This is a genomic window from Bacillus sp. SRB_8 (assembly GCF_003264205.1).
Lineage (GTDB): Bacteria > Bacillota > Bacilli > Bacillales > Bacillaceae_G > Bacillus_A > Bacillus_A mycoides.
The window spans coordinates 1-16,905 of sequence record NZ_NADT01000072.1; the positions used below are offsets into that span (position 1 = coordinate 1).

A 16,905-nucleotide genomic window follows, 5' to 3' on the forward strand; every position below is an offset into this window, starting at 1 on the left:
ATGATGAAAAAAGGACAAACCTTTCAAGGGGGGATGATATTATCCCCTTAAGGTAGACAGTGTAAAAAGACCATGAATACACATGGATGTTACACTTTTACTTGGAGGGGATTTTATTATGGTTAAAAAAGGGGATAAATTTCAAACTTATTCAGATAAATTAAAGATACAAGTTGTAAAAAGTTATTTAAATGGTGAGGGTAGCCAATCAGCTATAGCGAAAAAATATAAGCTTAGAAGTAGAACACAGTTAATGAATTGGGTCCGGAAATATCAAGAAACAGGTGATATTTCAGACTTGCGGGGGCAAAATGGTGGTAATAACGGCTTAAAAAACCTCTTAAAAGGTCGTCCTCGTACGAAGTTCGATAGTATGGAAGAAGAATTGGAATACTACAAGGCGCAAGTGGCTTACTTAAAAAAGCAGTATCCAAATCTATAGGAGCTGTTCTTGCTCAAACGGCTAAGTACGAGATTATTGAAGAACTACGTTCTCGGTACAAAGTAACCTGGCTTGTCGTCATTGCGCAGTTAAATCGCTCTAGCTACTATAAGTGGCGTTCAACATGTAGTCAAAGGCAATTACGCCTTTCAAAGGATAATACATTGCATGAACAGATTCAAGCAATTCACATAAAACACAAGGAATACGGTTATCCTCGCATGACAATCGCCTTACGAGAGGCTGGATTTTTCGTGAACCACAAAAAAGTATATAGACTTATGCGAGAGCTTCACATTCAATCGATTATCCGTAAAAAGCGACGCTTTTTCAAAGGGAAATCCTCAAAGATTTTCCCAAATGTAGTAGAACGACAATTCCAAAACCGCAAACAAAATGAGGTACTTGTCACAGATATCACTTATTTGCCATTCAAAGATAAATTTCTCTATTTATCGGTCGTTCAAGACCTTTACAATAATGAAATCGTTGCTTGGAAACTCTCACATCGCAATGATTTACAACTTGTTCTAAAAACATTAGATTTAGCAACACAAAAAAGAGATGTGTATGGAACCATCATCCACTCAGATCAAGGATTCCAATATACATCTCCTGCTTATTGGCGTATGCTTCAACAGCTAGGCGCCATCGGCAGCCATTCCCGCAAAGGAAACTGCCATGACAATGCTTGCATTGAATCATTCTTCTCTCATTTTAAATCTGAAATGTTTTATCTTAATGACTATCAAACAAAGGGAGAACTAATTCAAGCAATTGAAACATACATCTATCATTATAACTACAAACGATTCCAAAAACGACTCAATCATCGAGCTCCGATCGAATATCGAATTTCGATGGCTGCATAGTCTTTTTTACAGTTGTCTACTTGACGGGGATAAGTCCAAATCAGTCTGTCCAAAATCAGAAAGAGTTCGTCCACCGAGTGTTTGGACTTATAGCATAAAATACGATTCCGTTAGGAATCTACTATCATCCATGTTCTTATTCATATATTTGCACCAAAACCAAATTTCTTATATTTATAAAACAAAAATCCACTTACTTTACAACTACTTTTTGTTGCGTTTGATAGAACGTATCTATCAAACGATTATACTCACTTCTCGTAATTTCTTTGTTATACAGCTTAATTAATAACTCTTTATGTGTTTTTGAAAACGCCATTTTGTCAATGAACTTAGGATACATATAACGATTCGCTCCACTTCCGATAAATAATTAGGTTTAGTTACATCATTCTATTATCATAATATAAAGTTTTCAGGGATGCAAATATTACATTAAAATAAAGTGAGTTGATCGTAGCGTATATCGTTCTCCACTAGGTGCAATAATTGTATATCGAATCTGATAGTTGCGTTGCGAGTCACACACTCAACCATTTTTCCCTCCTAAAATTAAGAATATCGTTGTTTATTATACAATTTTACAACTCTAGGTTCGCCCCACTAATTTTTGCGATATACTTCAAGCAATCTATAACAGGATATCGAATTAAAGATTTAGATTGAGCGAACTGAATTCCTTCTTTTTCAAGCAAAGAAACGAGCTGTTCAATGCTCATTTCTTTGCGTTGTATTTTGTTGAAATGTTGTAACACAATACTTTTCCACTTATATGATGGACTATGGAAATATGCTTCTCCGTTCACTGCATGATTAAAAATACGATCCATTTTTTGTTTCCTCTTTTTTCTTCTAATTGTTTTTCCAGTGTATTCATCATCACAGCTCCTCTAAATCTGTCGATATAATTTCAACAGGTTCTTGTTGTTCATGGTGCAATAGAGTCTGAATCTGTTCCTTTAAACGGAAACCATCCTCTGGTTGGGTAAGTAAATACGACTTCAGATATACTTCACCGTTCACCGTATAATTCACATCGAAAATGTACAAATCGGTTCCTCCTGTTCCACCCTTTGTATACTTCCCATGACGTACGACTTGTCTATATGCGTATCAAATAGTAATCACCGTTAGTATTTTAAATAAAGCTGAATTAGAAAATAGTGTTCTTAAGATAAATATCTTGAGAACACTATTTTTTTAGAGCTACTATTGTCATCACTATAAAGTAGTATACAATCTTTAAAACAAAAAGGGCTTAATCAAACATAGAAATTTCATTTTGGGGGCAACTTGTTCTGTTAGGTTGATGGGCATGTATGGTGACCCCTAATAGATAAATAAGGTGGTAAGGAAATGGATAAACAGCAGCGAGATAAAGAAGAACGAGAAAACATCATCAAAATGATACGAGATTTAAAGGCTAGAGGAGTACATAACAGCGCGGAAGCTATTGTAAAACATCATGGATACATCGTTTTAGCGGAGTTAATTAAATAGAAGAGCCCCGAGCAAAGGGATGTTGAGGGATTCGGGGCTCTCTAATATGAGTTGTACCGAGAATGAAGGGACTCGGTAAAGTTATATTATCATAATTTTCAAAAATAAAAAGTGGTAAATGTGTCCAATTGAAAAGTCCTTAGATGAGTATATCACTCTAGCTAAATAGAGAGGGGAATGGGAATTGAATAAAGATGAATTGAATCTAGAGAGTTTTGGTCAACAGCTAATAATTACTGGTCTTGCGAGATTAGTTGAGGAAGAAGATTATACGCCACATGAAGCATTTCAACTGTTAGAAACGATTAAAAGAAATACGTTCCATACGCTTTTAGAACTAAAAAAAGAGTCTAAAGCTAAATAAAAAATGAGCCATGAGTGTGAAACTCAACGGCTCATTTTTTAAGGGTAAGGTCGAATTGGCGACCTTATAAATTTATAATACCACAAATTTACAAATATAGACAAGCCTTCGCTCGTCTGAATATTCAGGAATCTAACGGTATCTCCCACCTAGCAAATGGGTTCCTGGATATTCCGATGCGCGAAGCATCAGAAAGGAGTGAGAATAATGTATCCGCTAGCTAAAAACTAGCATAATAAAAAGCCCGTACAGAAGCACAGGCCGGTTGTAACACAACGGTAATTACATTTTAACAGAATAGTTAGAAATTATCAAAACAAAATAAAAAAACGACTTACCCCTAAGACGGTTTGGATATTAAAAATGAAAAAACGCCCAGTTGGGAGACAGGGCGTTTCTCGAAAAGTCGAAAGATTAAGATGCCTTCATTATATCACATCGACTTTTCGTAGTAAATAAGGAGGAATGTGGAAATGAAAGTTTTAACAAATCAAACCTTGTATCAATGTGATCATTGCGGAAAACGCCTACTTACAAAACACGGCGCAAAAGTCCATGAAGAACAATATTGCTCAGTGGTTCTAGAAAGGAAAAAAAAGAAAAACAAGCTAAATGCAAGCACAAAAACATAGATACGCATTATGGATACATCCCTGGTGAAGCAGTTATGGAACCGCAGTATGACTATTGTGTAGATTGCGGGAAAACAATCGGATGGGGTGAAAGAGGTTCTGGTGCAAACACTTCAAAACGCTTGTAAGTAACCTCCTAAACTTGGACATACTGATACTAGTATTCTAAAAAGGATGTGATTGGTATGGAAAAGCAAAATCTATTCAAGTGGAAACATTATCAACCGGATATTATTTTATTAACCGTGAGATGGTACCTACGGTACAACCTCAGTTTTCGTGATTTAGTCGAAATGATGGAAGAACGCGGGCTATCCCTTGCCCATACAACTATCATGCGATGGGTTCATCAATATGGTCCCGAATTAGATAAGCGAGTACGACGTCATCTGAAGTCAACCAATGATTCTTGGCGAGTCGATGAGACGTATGTGAAAGTCAAAGGTCAATGGATGTACCTATATCGTGCTGTTGATTCAAAAGGAAATACAATTGATTTTCATTTAAGCAAAACAAGAGATCATAGGGCTGCAAAGCGTTTTTTCAAGAAAGCTTTGTGGTCTTTTCATGCTTCAAAGCCCCGTGTGATTACAGTAGACAAAAACCCAGCCTATCCTATAGCGTTTGAAGAGTTGAAGAAAGAGAAAAAGATGCCTGTAGGCATCCAAATAAGGCAGGTAAAATACCTGAATAACATTGTAGAGCAAGATCATCGTTTTATTAAAAAGAGAGTTCGTTCAATGTTAGGATTGAAGTCTTTTCGTACAGCTACATCTATTCTTTCAGGAATAGAAGCGATGCATATCATTAAAAAAGGCCAACTTATTTTACGGGACAAGTCTGTCCAAAATGAAATGAAGTTTATTCATCAACTATTCGGAATGGCTGCATAAGAATAGATTCCATTAGGAATCTATATACCTCTTTCAAATAAATGCAATCTTTGCACCAGAACCGCTTTAAATACAGGTATCGCAACATAGCTATCGACGTAAGTTTTTAACCTATTCTTAATGAGTTTTGTTAAAAATTTGTTATTTTTAACTTAAAAAAGGAAAGCAATATTTATTTATAGAAAATTTTTAAGGATAAAAATGAGTGTAGAAATAGAATGACTATCTATGATAAAAAAAGGGGGCACTTATGTATGCTAACAAATGATTTAGATTTCCGATTAGAACCACGTTTAAAAGAACTGTATGAACAACATAAAATAAGAGCGCAGAAGATAGACTGGGGTTATCATGAGTTTTTACCATGGGATAAGGGAATGGACTTTAAAAGAGTTCCTTGGGATGAAAGTCAAGTTACTCTTCCTTCTGGTGTAATTACAGCCATTGAAACAGCTTTATTAACAGAAGTGAATTTACCATGGTTTACAACGTATTTATCTGCGACTTTTAAAGGGTCCCTTTCTGTTATTACAGACTTTATTCATACTTGGACTTCAGAAGAGGATCAACATTCGAATTTATTGGAGACATATTTACTACTCACTCGAAGTGTGAATCCCAAACGATTACATGAATTAAGAAAGTCAGTCGTTGAGGGGGGATTTGAGCCCGATTTTCACACACCAATCGAAGCAATGACATATACGACGCTACAAGAACTTGCAACGATGGTGTTTTACAATAATGTAGCTAAGGTTGCAAGTAAGCATGATCCAGATCTTGCTACATTATTACGCCGTCTTGCAAAAGATGAAACTCTTCATTATGCGTTTTATCGAGACGTCATTCGAACACATTTGGAATTGGAACCTAATTATTGCTATCATATTGCCAATGTGATTAGGAATTTTAAAATGCCAGGTGCTGTCATGCCTGATTTTGAAAATAGAATGACTGTAATTGCAAAAGAAGCTAACTATGGGCCGCTGCAATATTTTGATCAAGTACTTGATGTAGTAGTTGATTATTGGGGGTTAAAAGACTTACGACCCATTGCACCTCTAGCTGAAAAAGCAAGAATTGAGATTTTGGAGTACCACACAAGATTGAAAAAAATACGGGATCGATTTGGTCGTTTTCAAGGGGAAACTGATCTACGTTAATGAGTAGAGGTTTCAGAATATACGCGGGGAAATTCCCCTTCCCTTTATTGGAAATCTGACACGATCCCTATTGTTTTGGTGCTGTTTTTATTTAATTTGATTTTTAAAGAAAAAGTAGTTGACACAAAAAATAATTTTATGATATTATAAAATATTTGATAAAAAATCACATATATGTTAAGGTTAAGAAGGTTACCATATATGGAGGTGGATTATATGTTTCAAATTGGCGATAACATTGTTTATCCAATGCACGGAGCAGGTATAATTGAAGCCATAGAAGAAAAAGAATTCTCAGGGAAAAAACAACAGTATTATGTCATAAAAATGTCAATCAGTAATATGCAAGTCATGATTCCTATGGGTAAAATATTAAGTTCGAGTATACGCCCAGTTACTGATCTACTTGCATTAAAACACATTATACACATTTTTCAGCATGGAGAATCAGATAGATTACTGCCGTGGAAACAAAGGTATAAAGTGAACACGGACAAAATAAAAACGGGTGAAATACAAGAAGGTGCTGAAGTTGTACGTGATTTAATGCGTATGAAGAAAGAAAAAGCACTTAATACAAGCGAAAAAAAAATGTTGGATAACGCACATGAATTTTTGATTAGTGAACTAGGATTAATTAAAGGGATCACTGAAAATCAAATAAAAAGTTTCGGTTAAGGTTCATTATAGATAATGTATTACATCCCCCGGAAATATCCTGAATTTTTCGGGAATATGATTATTATTAAAAATAAATCATTTCAAAGACATTCAACTTCTTCAACTCACTTTTAGAGTAGGAACCTCTTTTGTTATTACTTCAATCTAATCCATTTTTATTTTTACATTTCTTTTACGAACGTTCGAAGTTTCATCAAATAACTCGATTAAATAGTCACTTGATTTTTGCAATCCTGATTCACACTGGCACGGACAAGGAGCCGTAAGGATGAAAGAGAGGTAGGGCTTTCATTGTTTTAGGTAATATACTATCTAAGTCATTATTTCTAGAAGAAAAAACAATCAATCTCACCGCTATCTTTAAGAGTTTCTTACATCTATTGAGACAGTGAATAGTAATTGTTTATCTTCTTTACGTAAAATTGATAAACGAACTGGTAACACCATATGGTCAACTACAAAAAATGGTTTCCAGACCAGGAAACCATTTTAAATTTCATTTACATAACAATAGTAAATTAAGCAGTAAGAAGGAGTGCACACATGAAAAAAATGTTAACCAAAGAATTAAGTAAAGAATTAAAGAAGCGGGAAGGGGTCATTTCTATTACAGTTGAGCCTTATGAAAAAATCGAAGTTGGTGGAATTCGTGTAGATGGACCAGCTGTTATTCTAATTAATCAAGAATAGCTAAAAATAGTTGCATGCACGAAGAAAAGGATCAGCCTTTAAGAGAAGGGAGGATCCTTTTTGTTTGCTGTTGATAATAATAGGATATACATATATTCCATCTGATGTGGTTAAAAGGAAGGAGAGGGTCGGGATTATCATGGTGGAAAGCTTAATATTGGTAGGATTTCTTTTTATGTTATATACATTAGCTGCTTAAAAACACTAATTATTTGAAATGATAGATTGTTTTCTTTTTAAGGGCGAGATTTATTTTATAGGAAAATTGATAATTTTAAGGAGGAATTTAGATGGATGCAAGGAAACAACGCATAAAATACGAGAAGATGTCAAAGAACTATGAACGTATTTCTTTAGTTTCGTTTCTCCTATTAATTGTACTTGTTTGTAGTAGTGTGATTATCATAGGAGCTACAGGGGGAAAATATGGCGTGTTTTTGTTGTTAGCAATTTTACTTAACGCACGTATTACTAAAGAATCTCAAAAAAAGTATGAGCAGTATTCTAATAAAGGGCGTATTTAAAATGATACATATCTTGAAAGGAACAACCTGGATGTACATTCAAAATATCCCTATATCATTACCTATTAATGAGTTTTTTGGAGGGAAATGACTTTAGCGAACAAAACATGGTAAGTGTACCTAATCCCTACGTATATCAGACATTACAATCAACAATTGGTAAATATGTAGTTATTGAAACTGTAAGAGGAAAGTTAAAGGATGCGAAACCAGATCATTTGCTTATTGAATATACGGTACCGTATATTGTACGTATTCAAAAAATTGTATGGGTTATGCCAAAACAATAATCTAATTTGATTTATAACAGATTAGCGTCATAGACGAACAAGTAAAAACACAGGATTTTATCTCTGTGTTTCTTCAAATTTTCGTTTTTGAATATATGCTTGAGCATGAATAATTTCTTCCTGAAGCTCTTTTAATTCTTTCATAGATTCTGATTCAATAGCCATGTAAGTAGTAACTAAACTGATCATCATATCCATCTTCTCTACTATATTTTGAATGACTTGTTCAGATTGCTCTTTTTTAGGGTGTTGTATTGCTATTAATACATTTTCCATATAATTGTTCTTTCTTTGCTGGATATCATAAATAAACTGTTTTGTGTTTGAGTTCATTTGTCGTTCCTCCGTTTTGCATATATTTCCATTCTATCATATTTGAATAGAAAATATTGGATTCCTTTAAATTTACACCTGTCTCGCACATTTCCTCAAATATACAAACTAACTCCTTAACATACAGGGAACTAATCAAAATGTGTCGATTTTATGTCTAAACATACAATTTTCTTTTTGGAGCATGGTATGGTGACCCCCATATAGGTATATCAAATAGCTATAATGTGTAAACAAATTGTATGGTCTATACCCCTAGCATATAAAAGAGAGGAGGTAACACTTTATGGAAAACAGCATAGCAATAAGAAACCCTGAACTAGCTAAACAGTGGCATGAAACTAAAAATGGAAAACTAACTCCTTTCCATGTTACAGTTGGTTCCAATAAAAAAGCATGGTGGAAATGTGAGAAAGGACACGAATTTATCCTTTTGCTGTACACTATATCAACAATATATGTATTTGAAACAGATAATTACAGAACACAGTAGTAAATCAACCAATTCCAATCATATAAGCATTGCTTAAAAAGAAAATTTTTATTACGCACATAATCTATTTAGGTTATGTGCTTTTTTGTCGAAATTAACAGATATAATTTTCAGAAATATTATTGATCAATCACGAAAACGCGATAAAATAAAAACATAGAACATCATGTTTTCGTGATTAGAGAGGAGGAATATAATGACTGATAAGAAAAGTTCTGTAGAAAAAAATTTTTAAACTCCCCACTTTCCAATGTTTTTACAGCAAGTGAAGCCGAACAGAAGTGGGGATTAGAAAAAGGTACCGTGAGATCGTCATGTGTACGTGGTAAATTAAAAAATTACGTGGAATTAGGATTAGTCAAGAAGTCAGGAAATACATGGCTTCTAACTAAAGAGGTTATGACTAAAGTTTACGGATCTCAAAAGAATTAGGGATTACCCATTAAAAATAGACACGAAAAAGCCCCCACCACCGCCAAGTAAGTAAGGGCTTTTCCAGATACATTATAAAAGAAAGGCTGATTCTAGAAGGCAAATATATACCTAAAAACTCATCACAGCAAGAATATTTTATCACATTTAACTAAAAAAGAAAAAATGAAAATTATTATAAAAACCAATTTAAATAAGCGATATAATGTCACTTGTAAATGGTTTGGTATAGATAATTGTATTACCTCCCAAATTTGCTTCTTCGGTACATTTGGAATATCTATTTTTATGGTTGTAGCTACATATATGATCTCTGGAGTATATTTTGGGTTTTAATTCTAATATCTTTCAACCTATATAATTAAGGAGGAACTATTTTATGAATAAAAAATCTGTAAATGTAAAAATTGGTGATCCTGTACAATTCCATTATCGTCATGATTCTTCAGTAACACTAATTGGTTCGGTAGTTAATGTATTAACTAATACCATTGTTGTGGATGTCTCCGATTCTTCAAATAAGATCCCTGGACTAGAAAATCGGCAACTAGTAAAGTTTGGTCAGTTTAAAAAAATTCGAAAACAAAATTTGCTCTTGGCGCAATAATCTTTCCTTATAGGGGTCACCATACATGCCCATCAACTTAAGAATTCAGAATTACCCCAAAACGAAAAAATGAGCTTTTTTGTTACAAGTTAGCACAAAATTTAGTTCTGGGGGTACTATAAAATTTTAGCTTGATGGCGATGGGGTAGCACCAACCAAACGCGAATTTCGTACGCTAAGCGATTTTTCACATAAAATAGTACCAAAAACCTCGTTGAATTAAAATAAGGGACTTTGTTTTTAGATATGGGTTTTGGTACTCAATATGGATGAGTTTTTAACGCTTTTGTTAAAAATCAACCAAGTCCCATAAACGGTCGTTTTTGTTACAACTGGAATTTTCATTATCTGGCTTTCTCCAGAAAAAATAAAAAAGAACCCACTATATTTGTAGATTCGTTTGAACTATCTTTCTCGAGAGATCCGAACTTAATTGGAATATATTTGCATATGGCCCCCATATTTCGCTTTTGGTTGCCATACGCCTACAAGTATGACAGTTAAAGGTTGGATAATTATTCACTTATTACATATTATTATGTGTTTTCAATATAATATACCATTAAATATTAAATTACCCTTTTATGGCTTTATATGGTATTATCTAAATAATCTTTAAAAGAAGGGCATTATTTCAAAATGAAAAAAATATTTATTTCTTTCTCTATATTAATAATTTTATTAAGTGGATGTAAAACTACTAGTATAGAAGGTTCTTGGGATTTAGCTGAAAAACAAGATAATGACTGTCCCATATACTACAAATTTAAGACAACTATAGAAAAAGAAAAAAAAGAACCTAACAAAAAAAATAGTAGAAATGTATACAGATAGTAAAAAAGGTGAACTATACCAAGGAACTTACGTAAATGACTTCAATATGTACTATATTGATTATGGGAACTCTTTTACATCCAATCAATCAATAAGAAATGTAGATGGTTATTTGAAGGTATATTTTGAAAATGTTAACAAAATATGTACTTACGAAAATAATAATAAATAAATAAATATTAATATTTAACGTTTATAAAAATTAACTTAAATGTTAACATTTTGTTGTAGTGGTAATATATAACAAATTATCATGATAACAATTATTTAAGGGGGCATAATTATGAATTTTACAAAAGGAATTAAAGGATTGGCACTTACTACAGCACTTGTAGGTGGAATTAGCTTTTTACCTACTAATGCTGGAGCTGAAACATTGGGTTGGAGTGAAGAAACTGGATATGTAAATACTGATGAAAACGTTATGTATTCTCCAGTAATGTATGCTAGTAGCAAACCAGACAGTCACCGAGCAAAAATTGATCACTATAGTCCTTCTCAAATGAATACTAGAAAGGTCACTGGATATACAACATGGAGCGGTAAAAATCATTACACTCGCGCAAGGTTTGATAATGGCGGTTCAAAAGTAGCAGCAGACAGCGGTAGAAAATATGGATATAATAGTACCTCAGCAGCATCTGGATGGTATGATACTACATATACATCTCTTGTTGCTAAAACTTATTGGGGTCTATAATAAAATATAAAACGAAGCTAATGTGAGTGGTATAGATTATTTAGCATACACTCACATTAGTTTTATTTTATATTTTATTTTTTTAAATCAGGATATAATTCTTCAGAACTGTCCTATATTGGAATTGATTGGAATGATGCCTATATGAATATAAGAAAAAAAATAAATACTGATGATCTTTTATTGGGTATAGTTGTAGCTCTTACTATACTGATGTTACTGATAGTAAGTTCCTATTTTTTTAAAAAAAATGAAATGGATAAATTAACAAACGGATTATATAGTTCAACAAATTTCCGTTTTAGCATGAAAGAATCAGAGGGAAATAATAGTTTGCACAAATTTATTAAACAAACTAAACAAAGTAATTATATTTTATTTAAAGAAAATATAGAAAAACCAAACATAAGAGGAGTTTATTCAAGCCAAACATTAAACACTATTCCCATGAAAAGTGGGCGTTTTTTTCAAAAAGAAGATTTTTTTCATAATAAAAAATTAGCTGTCGTGGGCAAAGAGTTTAAAGATATAGAAAATATAAGCGGAAAAAAATTCGTGAATTATAAAGGACATAAATTTGAAGTAATTGGTACTATCGGTGGGGAAGTGAAATCTGAAGTCGATAATATTATATACCTCAATTTGGATGCTCTTTGGGATTTAAATATTAATTCTACGGGTATATACGTAATAGATGGTAATGATGATGGGGAAAAGTTATTTTCGACATTAGAATCTATATTAGGAAAAGATTCTGTATTTCCAATAGAAGATAAAGGAAAAGGTTCTAAACGTTTGTTTGAAAATAATTTTATTGATAACAGTATGATATTCCTTTTATTTATAATTGCATTGATGATGAATATATTATCCACAAGTTATTGGATATATAAAAAAAGAATATTAATTTCTATACAACATTTTATAGGTCATAAATCATTTTATATTTATCGCTCCTTATACTACAAATACATTTTCATCTCAATATGTTCTTATAGTATAGGATTTGTATTGTTTTTAATATTCAATATTAAATTATACAATGACCATATTTATACATATAATAAACTGTTTTTTATAGGCATATTATTTATGCTTATATTTACTATAGGAATATGTATAGTTTCTAGTTGTATATATACAAAAAAAAATTGTATAAAGGTGTTGAAATCCAATTGAAACAAATCTTTATCGAAGCAAAAGAAAGTTTATTAAAGAAAAAAATCTTTGCATTATTAATATTAGTACAAGCAACCGTTTTTTTCTTCTTATTATCAGTTTTATTTTTACACTTTAATAATGTAGATACAAAAACAAAAAGCTTTTATGCACAATATGAAGGGAAAAACATTTATCAATTATCAGATGAGTTATTCAATGAGAAAGAACAAGAATACCTTTCCAAAGATGAAAGTTTAGCAAACTTAAAAAACTTTTATAATACGTTAAATAAAAGTAGTGATTTTAAATATTTAAATACTACAACACAACCCATAGGGATAGTTAACTTTAAAGGAAATAAAACATTTTGGGAAGGATATGAAGATGGCTCTTTTCCTCCTCATGAGATTGATGGAAAAAAGTACGAATTTGTTAAATCATTGCAGATAAATAAACAAGTCATTGACTCTTTTGACCTAAAACTCCGAGAAGGTGATATGTTTCAAAAAGATGATTATATATATAATAATAATAAATCGATCCCCGTCATTCTAGGTTCAGATTATCAATCTATTTATAAAATTGGTGATGAAGTTGAAATAGATTACATGATGAAATCACTTAAAGGACGAGTTATAGGCATATTAGAGCCAAACTCAGTTTTACCTGTAAGAGAAAATATAGAATTTTATCTAGATAAACATATAATACTCCCAAGTTTTTCTATAGAACAAGCACCAATAAATAAAGATGATAGTACATTTCAAAAAAGACATTATCTACAGTTGATTAATGGTCAAATTTTCACAGAAAAAGGAAGCTTACAAGTAAGAAAACTAATCGACGAAATTTCACAATCTACAAATTTTTATGACCTAATAATCATAGGAGCTAACGATACTGGGATAGACATAATGTTTTCCATGCTAAAGCAAAATATAAATTTACTAATTATGTTAACTGTTCTATTATTTTGTTTCTGTGTAGTGACCGTATTCTTTTCATTCATTATGAAATGGAATATAAATATACAAAAATATGCAATTCACCTTATATCAGGAGCCACAGTATACAATATTTTAAGTTATATGTTTTGGGAGATACTTATAATTATGTCAATAAGCGTAATTGCTGTTGTTATTAGTATTACATTTATTGGATTTATGCCAATCACATACTATTTTATGATTATACTAATCGGATTAGCGATAACGTTATTTAGTATATTACCTTTATACATTAAGTTAAAGAAATTAAATATATCTAACATATTAAAGAAAAAGGTGTAGAATATTGATCACATTAACTAACTTAAAAAAGTCTTATAACAATGGAAAAATGAGGCAGGAAATATTAAAGGGAATTAATTTAACTATTCAACAAGGTGAAATGCTTGCAATAAAAGGTCGCAGTGGTACAGGGAAATCAACTTTGCTACATATTTTGGCTGGATTAGAACAAGCAACTAGTGGAAATTATTATTTTGATAATAAAGATATTACACAACTTAATTATAAAGAAACGGCTGTTTGGAGAAAAAATAAAATTGGTTTTATTTTACAAAATCATGCCTTAATAGAAGAGAAAAATATATTTGATAATATTGCCCTACCATTATTGTATGCTAAAAAATCAAAGTCAGAAATAGAAGCTAAAGTAATATCTTTAATAAAACAACTAGAATTAGAGGACAAAACTTATCAATATCCACGAGAATTATCTGGAGGTCAATCTCAACGTGTTGCGATTGCAAGAGCTTTAATTAATGATCCAGAACTTATTTTAGCAGATGAACCAACAGGGGCACTCGATGCAGAAACTGAAGAAGTGATTTTAAACATTTTTAAACAAATAAACAAAACTGGAAAAACATTCATCTTAGTAACACATGATGATACAGTTTCTTCTATATGTAATCGAATTATTGAAATTAAAGATGGGTATATTAATGAACAATAAGGAAAAAATATCCCATCATCAATCAATAATATAAAGTGTATACAAACAACTACTCCCACCTAAAAAAATAAGGTGGGATTTTTATATTATAATCAATTTCCCTGTCCAAAACTTTCATCTAATCTGGGAAACTTCGTTTCAAGACTGAACAAGATCAGCAAATCTGGAATGAATGTAGTAGGTTGTTAACTAATTGTATTATTTACTATAATGCAAGTATATTATCAAATTTATTAACGAAATCTCAGAATAAAGGTATCGAAATGAACATACTAAAGTATATTTCACCAGTTGCTTAGCAACATATCAATTTTTATAGCCGTTATGAATTTAGCAAATCCCCAACAATGGTAAATTTAGAGACAATCATTGAGAACATCAACGAAGATGATATTTTAACCAGATTAACGTAAGAACATTCATTTGCAGAAGAATAAGACAAAATATAATTTGGTATATTCTGTCTTATGCCCCCTTTTTGGGGGATGGGCAAAAACACCCATACTGGGGTACCGCCACATGCCCATCAAGCCAAGGTCTTGAAGTACCCCCTAAACGAAATTTTTACTTTTCTACATTTATTTATGTGAATTCAACTCGTTTTTTCGTTTTGGGGGTAATTGATTTCTTAGGTTGATGGCGATGCTAGTACGAATTGTAAACTTTATAAACAAAAAAGAAGCCCGTAATACTTTTGATATTCTTTTTATAAAAACCTATAAGAAGTATTTATAGTAATAACAAACATTAATGATAATTCCTATTATAGAAAAGAATGTGCTCCCTAAGCTGAATGGAGTAAATTTTGCCTGATACACTTCAACTTCACCTATATCTACGTTCCCACTAAAATGCTTGTCAGCAATTTTAGCAACATTTTGTTGATGATTAACGAAATAAGGTACTAACCAAATATAGGATAATATAATAAAACTTCCAACAAATAATGTATCAATAAACGAAATCCCCCAATTTAATGAAATAACGAATATGATAAAGCTTTCTATTAATATAACAAATATCATAGTTATACTATTTCTAACTTTTTTAGAAACCCCTTTAAATAAAGTAGCATTAAGAAATGTTTCTATTTTAGCCCATATAATGCTGAGCAACAAAATCAGTCCGATTAAGATAAGTTGCACCAAAGCCTTAAATAACATAAAAATATACATAATGATATCCCCCCAATTTGCATAACTCCATTCACTTCATATCTAGTTTTTTCTTTTGTTCTGTATGTATCTTCTACTTCTCTATACCAAATTATCCCACTTGGTAATTACTAGAATAAACAATTATGACAGTAATTACAATATAAAAAAATGAATATTCTAATTTATCGAACTAAACTTTAATCATCCCACAGCTAATAACCAAGTTACACCAGTAGTACAAGGGGTAGCACCCCATCGCTATCATGCTAACAAAACAAAATTCCCCCTAAAATGAAAAAATACGCTATTCTTTTTGTAGAATCATAGGAAAGGATGGCGTTCTTTATGTCTATTTCTGTATCTGAAGAATTACAACTATTTGCTCAAGAGATTCAAAAGTTTTTATCTCCAAATACCTTACGGGATCTTGCTAGAGATGTTGGTTTTGTACAACGAACCAGTAAGTATCAAGCTAAAGATTTAGTAGCTTTATGTGTATGGATGAGTCAAAATATTGCTAAAACCTCTTTAACTCAGTTATGTAGCTGTTTAGAAGCATCAACAGAAGTACTCATCAGTCCTGAGGGACTGAATCAACGATTTAATGCCACAGCCGTGCAATTTCTACAACAAGTGTTAGCCGAACTTCTCAACCAAAAGTTATCTTCAACTAAGCTATTCACGTCCCCATACACTTCTATTTTCAAACGTATTCGTATCCTAGATTCAACTGCATTTCAACTCCCGGATGTATTTTCATCGGTTTATCCAGGTGCAGGAGGATGCAGCCATACAGCTGGGATAAAAATTCAACTTGAGTATGATTTGTTAAGTGGACAGTTCCTACATATTCATACAGGTCCAGGTAAACAACATGATCGCACTTACGGCTCTCTGTGTGCCCCAACTGTGACAGCGAATGATTTATGCATCCGAGATTTAGGTTATTTTCATTTAAAAGACCTTCAATATATACAAGATAAAGAGGCCTACTATATCTCTCGTATTAAGTCGAATACACGTATTTATCAAAAAAATCCTAACCCTGATTATTTTCAAGATGGAAGAATTAAGAAAGGTACAGAGTATATACAGATAGATATGGAGACGTTAATGAACTCCCTTCAACCAGGACAAACAAGTGAAATAGCTGATGCTTATGTAGGAATGATTGATAA

At 32.0% G+C, this 16,905-nt stretch carries 23 protein-coding genes and 3 pseudogenes; 21 read left to right on the top strand and 5 right to left on the bottom strand.

Annotation, left to right across the window (positions count from 1 at the left end):
* Positions 1-118 precede the first annotated feature (118 nt).
* A complete protein-coding gene (locus B5P40_RS31085) occupies positions 119-442 on the top strand; it encodes a helix-turn-helix domain-containing protein (RefSeq protein WP_078177554.1) in 324 nt (107 codons plus the stop codon).
* Positions 439-1,314 carry an IS3 family transposase gene (locus B5P40_RS31090; RefSeq protein ID WP_234804679.1) on the top strand — a complete coding sequence of 292 codons (876 nt, stop codon included), beginning with the start codon at positions 439-441 and terminating at the stop codon, positions 1,312-1,314. The genes B5P40_RS31085 and B5P40_RS31090 overlap by 4 nt, the downstream gene beginning before the upstream one ends.
* Before the next feature lie 193 nt (positions 1,315-1,507).
* On the opposite strand, the gene B5P40_RS33025 is transcribed toward B5P40_RS31090, so the two are convergent.
* The 3 genes from B5P40_RS33025 to B5P40_RS33030 all read right to left on the bottom strand — a co-directional run bounded on the left by B5P40_RS33025 (position 1,508) and on the right by B5P40_RS33030 (position 2,364).
* Positions 1,508-1,657, bottom strand: a complete 150-nt coding sequence (locus B5P40_RS33025; RefSeq protein ID WP_002187941.1) for a hypothetical protein — start codon at positions 1,655-1,657, stop codon at positions 1,508-1,510.
* Between the two features lie 238 nt (positions 1,658-1,895).
* Positions 1,896-2,144, bottom strand: a complete 249-nt coding sequence (locus B5P40_RS31095) for a hypothetical protein (protein ID WP_078177515.1) — start codon at positions 2,142-2,144, stop codon at positions 1,896-1,898.
* Between the two features lie 49 nt (positions 2,145-2,193).
* A complete protein-coding gene (locus B5P40_RS33030; protein ID WP_165690470.1) occupies positions 2,194-2,364 on the bottom strand; it encodes a hypothetical protein in 171 nt (56 codons plus the stop codon).
* A 306-nt stretch (positions 2,365-2,670) separates the two neighbouring features.
* Here B5P40_RS33030 and B5P40_RS33035 point away from each other — a divergent pair, with 306 nt between their 5' ends.
* From B5P40_RS33035 to B5P40_RS31130, 9 genes are all read left to right on the top strand, one after another.
* On the top strand, positions 2,671-2,814 hold the full coding sequence (locus B5P40_RS33035) for a hypothetical protein (RefSeq protein WP_165690471.1): 144 nt from the start codon (positions 2,671-2,673) through the stop codon (positions 2,812-2,814).
* Positions 2,815-2,998: 184 nt separating this feature from the next.
* Positions 2,999-3,178: a hypothetical protein gene (locus B5P40_RS31100; RefSeq protein WP_078177517.1), complete on the top strand. Its 180-nt coding sequence runs from the start codon at positions 2,999-3,001 to the stop codon at positions 3,176-3,178.
* 473 nt (positions 3,179-3,651) lie between these two features.
* The gene (locus tag B5P40_RS33905) at positions 3,652-3,810 is read left to right on the top strand and encodes a hypothetical protein (protein ID WP_002144239.1); all 159 of its coding nucleotides are present in this window, start codon (positions 3,652-3,654) and stop codon (positions 3,808-3,810) included.
* Between the two features lie 185 nt (positions 3,811-3,995).
* Positions 3,996-4,703 (top strand): IS6 family transposase, encoded by a 708-nt coding sequence (locus B5P40_RS31105; RefSeq protein WP_113710475.1) that lies wholly within the window; start codon positions 3,996-3,998, stop codon positions 4,701-4,703.
* A gap of 254 nt (positions 4,704-4,957) precedes the next feature.
* Entirely contained in the window at positions 4,958-5,866 is a 909-nt protein-coding gene (locus B5P40_RS31110; protein ID WP_113710476.1) for an acyl-ACP desaturase, read from the top strand.
* A gap of 216 nt (positions 5,867-6,082) precedes the next feature.
* The gene (locus B5P40_RS31115; RefSeq protein WP_113710477.1) at positions 6,083-6,544 is read left to right on the top strand and encodes a CarD family transcriptional regulator; all 462 of its coding nucleotides are present in this window, start codon (positions 6,083-6,085) and stop codon (positions 6,542-6,544) included.
* Between the two features lie 546 nt (positions 6,545-7,090).
* Positions 7,091-7,237 (top strand): BC1881 family protein, encoded by a 147-nt coding sequence (locus tag B5P40_RS31120; RefSeq protein WP_002011296.1) that lies wholly within the window; start codon positions 7,091-7,093, stop codon positions 7,235-7,237.
* A gap of 290 nt (positions 7,238-7,527) precedes the next feature.
* Complete coding sequence (locus tag B5P40_RS31125; protein WP_078177298.1) at positions 7,528-7,761, top strand: hypothetical protein; 234 nt, start codon at positions 7,528-7,530, stop codon at positions 7,759-7,761.
* A gap of 68 nt (positions 7,762-7,829) precedes the next feature.
* Positions 7,830-8,051: a DUF2642 domain-containing protein gene (locus tag B5P40_RS31130; protein WP_078177297.1), complete on the top strand. Its 222-nt coding sequence runs from the start codon at positions 7,830-7,832 to the stop codon at positions 8,049-8,051.
* 57 nt (positions 8,052-8,108) lie between these two features.
* On the opposite strand, the gene B5P40_RS31135 is transcribed toward B5P40_RS31130, so the two are convergent.
* Positions 8,109-8,384, bottom strand: coding sequence for a hypothetical protein (locus B5P40_RS31135; protein WP_002191560.1), 276 nt, complete (start codon positions 8,382-8,384; stop codon positions 8,109-8,111).
* A gap of 286 nt (positions 8,385-8,670) precedes the next feature.
* On the opposite strand from B5P40_RS31135, the gene B5P40_RS31140 reads away from it, so the two are divergent.
* The 9 genes and pseudogenes from B5P40_RS31140 to B5P40_RS34150 all read left to right on the top strand — a co-directional run.
* Positions 8,671-8,877 carry a zinc-ribbon domain-containing protein gene (locus tag B5P40_RS31140; protein ID WP_234804666.1) on the top strand — a complete coding sequence of 69 codons (207 nt, stop codon included), beginning with the start codon at positions 8,671-8,673 and terminating at the stop codon, positions 8,875-8,877.
* Positions 8,878-9,132: 255 nt separating this feature from the next.
* Positions 9,133-9,309, top strand: a pseudogene (locus B5P40_RS34220) (helix-turn-helix domain-containing protein); the annotation flags it as partial.
* A gap of 379 nt (positions 9,310-9,688) precedes the next feature.
* A complete protein-coding gene (locus tag B5P40_RS31150) occupies positions 9,689-9,916 on the top strand; it encodes a methyltransferase (RefSeq protein WP_113710478.1) in 228 nt (75 codons plus the stop codon).
* A 639-nt stretch (positions 9,917-10,555) separates the two neighbouring features.
* A pseudogene (locus B5P40_RS33910) lies at positions 10,556-10,922 on the top strand (hypothetical protein).
* A 111-nt stretch (positions 10,923-11,033) separates the two neighbouring features.
* Positions 11,034-11,450 carry a hypothetical protein gene (locus B5P40_RS31160; RefSeq protein WP_078177293.1) on the top strand — a complete coding sequence of 139 codons (417 nt, stop codon included), beginning with the start codon at positions 11,034-11,036 and terminating at the stop codon, positions 11,448-11,450.
* Positions 11,451-11,594: 144 nt separating this feature from the next.
* Positions 11,595-12,629: an ABC transporter permease gene (locus B5P40_RS31165; protein WP_113710479.1), complete on the top strand. Its 1,035-nt coding sequence runs from the start codon at positions 11,595-11,597 to the stop codon at positions 12,627-12,629.
* Positions 12,626-13,900 (top strand): ABC transporter permease family protein, encoded by a 1,275-nt coding sequence (locus B5P40_RS31170; protein ID WP_078177299.1) that lies wholly within the window; start codon positions 12,626-12,628, stop codon positions 13,898-13,900. The genes B5P40_RS31165 and B5P40_RS31170 overlap by 4 nt, the downstream gene beginning before the upstream one ends.
* Before the next feature lie 4 nt (positions 13,901-13,904).
* Complete coding sequence (locus B5P40_RS31175; RefSeq protein ID WP_078177291.1) at positions 13,905-14,570, top strand: ABC transporter ATP-binding protein; 666 nt, start codon at positions 13,905-13,907, stop codon at positions 14,568-14,570.
* 125 nt (positions 14,571-14,695) lie between these two features.
* A pseudogene (locus B5P40_RS34150) lies at positions 14,696-14,983 on the top strand (Tn3 family transposase); the annotation flags it as partial.
* Between the two features lie 303 nt (positions 14,984-15,286).
* Here the strand turns inward: B5P40_RS34150 and B5P40_RS31185 are convergent.
* Entirely contained in the window at positions 15,287-15,745 is a 459-nt protein-coding gene (locus B5P40_RS31185) for a hypothetical protein (RefSeq protein WP_181462976.1), read from the bottom strand.
* A gap of 327 nt (positions 15,746-16,072) precedes the next feature.
* Between B5P40_RS31185 and B5P40_RS31190 the strand changes: the two genes are divergently transcribed.
* The coding region (locus B5P40_RS31190) for an IS4 family transposase (RefSeq protein WP_113710481.1) at positions 16,073-16,905 on the top strand (833 nt) is incomplete at its 3' end.